General features: G+C 74.7%; 6 protein-coding genes. 1 reads left to right on the top strand and 5 read right to left on the bottom strand.

Annotation, left to right across the window (positions count from 1 at the left end; genetic code table 11):
- The 4 genes from AN218_RS12335 to AN218_RS12320 all read right to left on the bottom strand — a co-directional run.
- Window positions 1-898, bottom strand: an 898-nt coding sequence (locus tag AN218_RS12335) for an SAV_2336 N-terminal domain-related protein (RefSeq protein WP_275936971.1), incomplete at its 3' end; no start/stop codon positions are given.
- A gap of 6 nt (window positions 899-904) precedes the next feature.
- Window positions 905-1,987, bottom strand: coding sequence for an AAA family ATPase (locus AN218_RS12330; RefSeq protein WP_070016896.1), 1,083 nt, complete (start codon window positions 1,985-1,987; stop codon window positions 905-907).
- Between the two features lie 73 nt (window positions 1,988-2,060).
- Window positions 2,061-4,178, bottom strand: coding sequence for a VMAP-C domain-containing protein (locus AN218_RS12325; RefSeq protein ID WP_107421426.1), 2,118 nt, complete (start codon window positions 4,176-4,178; stop codon window positions 2,061-2,063).
- 245 nt (window positions 4,179-4,423) lie between these two features.
- The gene (locus AN218_RS12320) at window positions 4,424-4,798 is read right to left on the bottom strand and encodes a CU044_2847 family protein (RefSeq protein ID WP_070016894.1); all 375 of its coding nucleotides are present in this window, start codon (window positions 4,796-4,798) and stop codon (window positions 4,424-4,426) included.
- A gap of 125 nt (window positions 4,799-4,923) precedes the next feature.
- Between AN218_RS12320 and AN218_RS12315 the strand changes: the two genes are divergently transcribed.
- Entirely contained in the window at window positions 4,924-5,118 is a 195-nt protein-coding gene (locus AN218_RS12315) for a DUF6104 family protein (protein ID WP_070016893.1), read from the top strand.
- Between the two features lie 118 nt (window positions 5,119-5,236).
- Here the strand turns inward: AN218_RS12315 and AN218_RS12310 are convergent.
- The coding region (locus tag AN218_RS12310; protein ID WP_141747545.1) for a PucR family transcriptional regulator at window positions 5,237-5,736 on the bottom strand (500 nt) is incomplete at its 5' end.

The following is a 5,736-nucleotide window of genomic DNA, read 5'->3' as shown; positions in this document are numbered from 1 at the left end:
GTTCGCCGGGCAGCGCCGTACGCGGCCACAGCCGCGGGGGCAGCGGCTGGACGACGGCCACCGGCGAGGCCGCGGCCCAGCGGTGCAGCATCCGCTGGGCGCCGCCGTCCTGCCACAGCGGTCCGACGCAGTCGCTGACGACGAGGGTGAGCCGGCGCCCGCTGGTGTCGCGGTACTGGTCGGCGGGGCGTAGGCGGGTGGCGGCGCGGTCGGGGCCCGTACCGATGAGGGGCGCGCCGTCGGAGCCCCGGTGCAGATGGAGGGCCTGGACATCGCGGAAGGCGCCGAGCCGTTCGCAGGTCTGACGGAGCTTCTCGAAGGTGAGCTGCCAGACCGAGGAGGTGGCCGAGGCGTCCATGAGCAGCAGCAGTTCGGTCTCGGGGCGCCGCGCGGGGGTGAGCACGGCGCGTACGGCGCCGCTGCTCGCGCTCAGTTCGGCGGTCTGCGCCTCGTCCAGTACGCGCGGCACGGACGGCAGTCGGGGACGGTAGCCCGCGAGCGGACGCAGGGCGCGCTGGAACCCGAGCAGTCCGGGCAGTGTGCTGGCGGCGGGGGCGCGTACGGGGAAGGCGCCGCCGGGGGCGCCTCCGTGGCGTACGGGGGCGTAGAGGGAGACGGGCGGCGAACGCTTCTCGGGGACGTCACGCTCGCGCGGTGCGGGGTCCGTCCCCGCCGGGCCGGTGGAGCGCGGGGGCCGCCCGGCGGACTCGCCGGAGGCCGGGGCCTGCCGGGGGACGGACGCCTCGGCGGTCTCGGGCGGGCGGACGCCGATCCGGCGGGCCAGCCAGAGCGCCTCCGCGACCTCCTCGGCCGACGGCTCCCAGCCCGCCGCGCGCAGCCGCGAGACCAGCTCGGTCACCTGCGCCTCGGCGTCGGGCGGGAGCCCCCTCGCGTCCATCGGCCATCACCTCGGGCCGCGGTCCAGGGGACGCAGCAGGAGTTCGGCGAGGCGGCTGCGGGTCACGCGTTCCGCGCCGCTCGCGCGCTGCGTCAGGAACAGGGCGTTCAGCAACTGGTCCGTGGCGACGACCTGTCCGGGGTCGCGCTGAAGGAAGCGCTGGATGTACTCCTGTCCTTCGTCCAGGGCCTCCTCGCCCAGATGGGCCGTGACCATGGCGGTGAGCTGTTCGTCGGTGGGCGGCTTCAGTTCGAGCTGGATGCAGCGGCGCAGCAGCGCCGCGGGGAAGTCCCGCTCGCCGTTGGAGGTCAGCACGATGAAGGGGAACGTCGTGCAGCGGACGCGTCCGCCGGTCACCGTCGCCTTGCCGCCGTCGTCCGTGAGCACCTCGGTGACGGGCTCGCGGTCGGCGATGCGCTCCAGCTCGGGGATCGCGAACTCGCCCTCCTCCAGGACGTTCAGGAGGTCGTTGGGGAGGTCGATGTCGCTCTTGTCCAGCTCGTCGACGAGCAGCACGCGCGGCAGCGGTCCCCGCGCGCCGCCGTCCCCGTCCGCGTCCGCGTCACCGTCCGCGTCCGGGGCATCCGACGCGGCCCCTCCGTCCGCCCGGTCCGTCCCGGGCGCGGGCAGCAGCGCCGTGCCCAGCGGGCCGAGTCTGATGTACGAGCCGATGGGCGGGCGCTCGGCCTCCTCGCCCTCGACGGCCCGGTCGAGCTGTACGTCCTGGAGCCTGCCGATGGCGTCGTAGTGGTAGAGGCCGTCCTGAAGACCGGTGCGGCTGACGATGGGCCAGCGCAGCACCCGGCCGAGGCCCAACTCGTGGGCGACGGCGTGCGCGAGGGTCGACTTGCCGGTGCCCGGGTTCCCGGTGACCAGCAGCGGCCGGCGCAGATACAGGGCGGCGTTGACCGCCTCGACCTCCTCGGGGCGCGGATGCAGATTCTCGACCAACTGCCGCTGCACGCCCAGGCGCCGGGCCGCGTCGGAGCCGCCGGAGAGGGTGAAGTCCCGCCAGGGGGGCGGCTCCGGTAAGCGTCGCGCGCCGTCATGGGGGAGGCCCGCTCCCCGGTAGATCCGCCAGTCGCTCACTGTGGCTCCTCGGGCTGGTCCGTTTCGGGTCGTCGGTCGTGGTCTGGTCCGTGGGGCGCACTGGTGTGCCTGGTCAGGAGCGTTGTACCGGTTCGCGGAGCGGTCCGTCGGCGCGGCGGAGCCCCTGCGGCGGATCGTAGAGCAGAACGAGCTGTCCGGCCCAGGCCGTTGCCGAACCCGCGGCCTGTGCACCGGCGTTCCGGTTGCGCAGTTCGCGTACCTTCGCGCGGAGTCCGTCGGGTCCCGCCACCGGCCGTGCGGCGCGCAGCAGTTCGGCCGCGCCCTCGTGGAACTGGGCGCAGTCGCCGTGCTGTTCGTCGCAGCGCCGCCAGAGCGCCACCGGATATCCCGCGCCCATGGCCACGCTCATCGCGACGGCCGCGCCGCCGCTGCCGGTCCGCGCGCAGTGCACGGCGACCGCGTGCGGGGCGCCGAGACCGAGCCGGGTGTACGCGGCCTCGCCGCTCTCCGGTGGCCCCTGGCCGTGGCCCTCCTCCGCGGTGTCCGGGACGAGCGGCACGGCCTCCATCCGCCCCTGCCGGATGGCGCCCCAGCGTTTGTGCCACTCCGAGATGTGCCCGCCCATCCAGCGGTCGCGGTCGCGCAGCGCGACGGTGCGCCGGTAGCCCAGCGGCAGGGTGTGCGGGCTGAACGGCTCGCCGGGGGCGGCCTCCTGGGCCCGCCACATCTCCACCGGCTCGTCGAAGAGGGCACGCGGCAGCATGAAGTCGACGGCCGCGAGGTGCTCCCCGATGTCGCCCTTGTCCAGGGCGTGGGTGAGCGCGGCGCGGATGTCCCGTTCCAGCTCGTGCCGCGGGACGCCCGTCTCGCTCTGCCGTACGGGCGTGACCTGGCCGTCCTCCTGGACGAGCTTGATGCGCCAGGGATGGGTGCCGTACAGGTCGGGGTCGATCTCGACGAGCACGTCGGCGTACGCGGTGCCCTGCGCGGGGGCGTCGGTGCCCGCGAGAACGTCGCCGACCCGCTCCCGGATGATCCCGTTCGGCAGGTTCACCGCGGCGCCCCTGACCCAGGTCTCCAACTCGCCCACCGGGTCGGCCGGTTGGGCCGCCGTCCGCTCCTCCTCGGGCGTACGCGGACGCGGCACCGCGCGGCCCCGTACGGCCACCGTCCGGCAGACCATCGCCGCGTACAGCACCACGGCGGCCCGTTCACGGTCGCGGCTGCTCTCGCCGCCCGCCGGACGGCCGTCGTGCAGGTCGTAGAGCAGCCCGACGCCGTCCCGCCAGTTCCGCGGGGCGTGGACGTGCAGCCGGTGCGCCTCGCGCAGTACGCCGTGCAGCGCCTCCCGTACCAGCTCCAGCACCTCGCCGGAGCTGGCGGGGGCGGGCAACTCGGCGAAGCGGCCGAAGAGTTCGGCGCGGTCGTGGGCGTGGAAGCCGCTGACGTACGCGCCCGGGTCGCGCCGCTTCTCCAGGTCGTACTGCTCTCTGGGCCAGCTCCAGTCGAAGCCGAGGAAGCGCCTCAGATGGTGCCGGTCGTGGGCGCGCAGCACCTCCTGGAGCACCTCGCGCTCGTGCGCTCCCGCCTCGCTGAAGCGGCGCAGCGCGGTGACAGGGGTGGCACGGGCCGCCGGGCTCTCGCGCACGCGTCCCTTGTTGACGCCGATGACGCTGCCGCGTTCGCGGTCCACGACGGGACCGCCCGAGCAGCCCGCCGGAAGGTAGGCGTCCTCCAGCATCATCGGACCGCCCGCGCCGGCGCTGGCACGGCCCGAGACCTGGACGAAGTCCACGGCGGAGCCTCCGCGGAGCAACGGCGAGAACCCGTACATCTCGACGTGCGGCGAGCCCAGCGCCGAACGGTCGCTCAGCCACAGGCCGCCCGGCTGCGGAACGCCGGACGTCTCCGGAACCCGTACGAAGGCGAGGTCGGGCTCCTCCCACGGCGCGGCGCTCTCCTCGGCGGAGGGGCGGGGAAGGGCGCACGCCAGCTCCCCGGCGAGCGTGTCACCGCGCTCCGTGGTGACGCCTATGACGCGCTCACCCCTCCACACGGCACCCCTCCCCTTGGCCACGACGTGCGCGCTCGTCAGCACCCAGCCCGGCGCCACGAAGAAGCCGCTGCCCCAGAACTCCCCACGCGGGCCGCCGTCTTCGCCGTCATACCCGTCGCGGAGTGCACCAATCCGTACGACTGCCGAGCGCACGGCGCTCTCGACGGCGCTCACGGGACACGGGTGGCGCACGGCAGCAGACTGATTCGCGCACCCCTGGCCGGCCGCGCGTGAGCGGGCCCCGCGGCCCGGTCGCGGAACACCTCGGTCATCGCCACCCCCGTTCCCCCGGATTTCCCGTCTGCGGCGTATGCGGCACAAGATTACTGCGCCGACGGCCTTGATTCTGCGCTTGTTTCCGGCCCCGGGGCGCTGCGGCGACGGGCGTGATCACGGCCGCTCTCCCCCGGCGTGTGCGGTCACGGCTGCTCCTCCGCGGCGGGCGCGGGCCGCTTCCAGGTGAGGGTCACGGAGATCACGCCCTTCACCTCGCCGTCGGCGAGCATCGCGACGGCCTTGCCCGGTTTGGCCATCAGCTCGATGCCGAAGGTGGCGCTCACCTCGTCGGGCCGTGCCGACCGCGCGGCGTTCAGCACGGTCGAACCGACGCCGCCGATCAGCTCGTTGAGCTGATCGATGCGGGCGCTCAGCCGCTCCGGCGCCCCCGTGTCCTCCCACTCGGACTCCTCGTGCGCGCCCGCACCGCCGGGCAGCCGCCCGGAGTCCGGCAGGCGTACGGAGGCCAGCACCCGCTCGCCGCCCGGCAGTTCGATCTCCTGGATACCCCGTTCCACAGCTCTCCTCGCTTCCCGTACGGCTCTGCCGCTCACGTGCGTGCCCGCCCGCCGCCCGGTGCGGCGGGCACGGCCGCGCGCACTATCTTGGGACCGCACCGTCCGCCGTCCCCAAGGAGCCCTCCGTGTACTTCACCGACCGCGGCATCGAAGAGCTGAGCAGCCGGCGCGGCGAGGAGGAGTTCACCTTCGCGTGGCTGGCGGACCAGTTGCGGATCTTCGTGGATCTCAACCCGGACTTCGAGGTGCCCGTCGAGCGCTTGGCGACCTGGCTGGCGCGGCTCGACGACGAGGACGACGAGGACGACGCCGAGGGCTGATGCCCGGAAGGGGAGGCCCTCAACCGGCGGACCGCGAACGGGAGTTCGGGACGGTCCCTTCCCGACGCGCCCGTCCGTCAGCCCCCGGGCCCGTCCGTCCGTCACCCTGCCCTCGTCGTCACCCCGCCGCGTCCTCCCGCGCGCGCAGCGCGAGCGCCAGCAGCGCCGCGTCCTCGGGGCGGCGGATGTCGCGCCCGGTCAGCTCGTGGAAGCGCGCGAAGCGCTGCTGGACGGTGTTGCGGTGGCAGTAGAGCGCCCGCGCGGTCTCGGCGATGGAGCCGCTGCCCGCCAGATGCGCCCGCACCGTCTCCAGCAGCCGTTCCCGTTCCGCCGCGGGCACGCCCGCCGCGCGCAGCCCGCCCAGTACGTCGTCGGCGAGGTGCGACGCGAAGTGGCCCGCGCGGGCGGCCAGTACGTCGAGCCAGGCGTCGGACAGGCGCACCGGACCGGTGGCCTCCGCGCCCGTCGCCCGTACCGTCGCGACGGCCAGCTCGACCGCGCGGGGCACTCCGGCCAGACCGTCCACGGCGGCCGACACCCCGCACGGCACGCCCTCCAGCCTGCCGAGCACCGTCTCCTCGGTGACGCGCGGCCCGAGTTGTACGACGAGGAGCGACG

Origin of the sequence: Streptomyces nanshensis (assembly GCF_001751255.1) — a bacterium.
Taxonomy (GTDB): domain Bacteria; phylum Actinomycetota; class Actinomycetes; order Streptomycetales; family Streptomycetaceae; genus Streptomyces; species Streptomyces nanshensis_A.
This window is presented reverse-complemented; position numbering and strand designations above follow the sequence as displayed.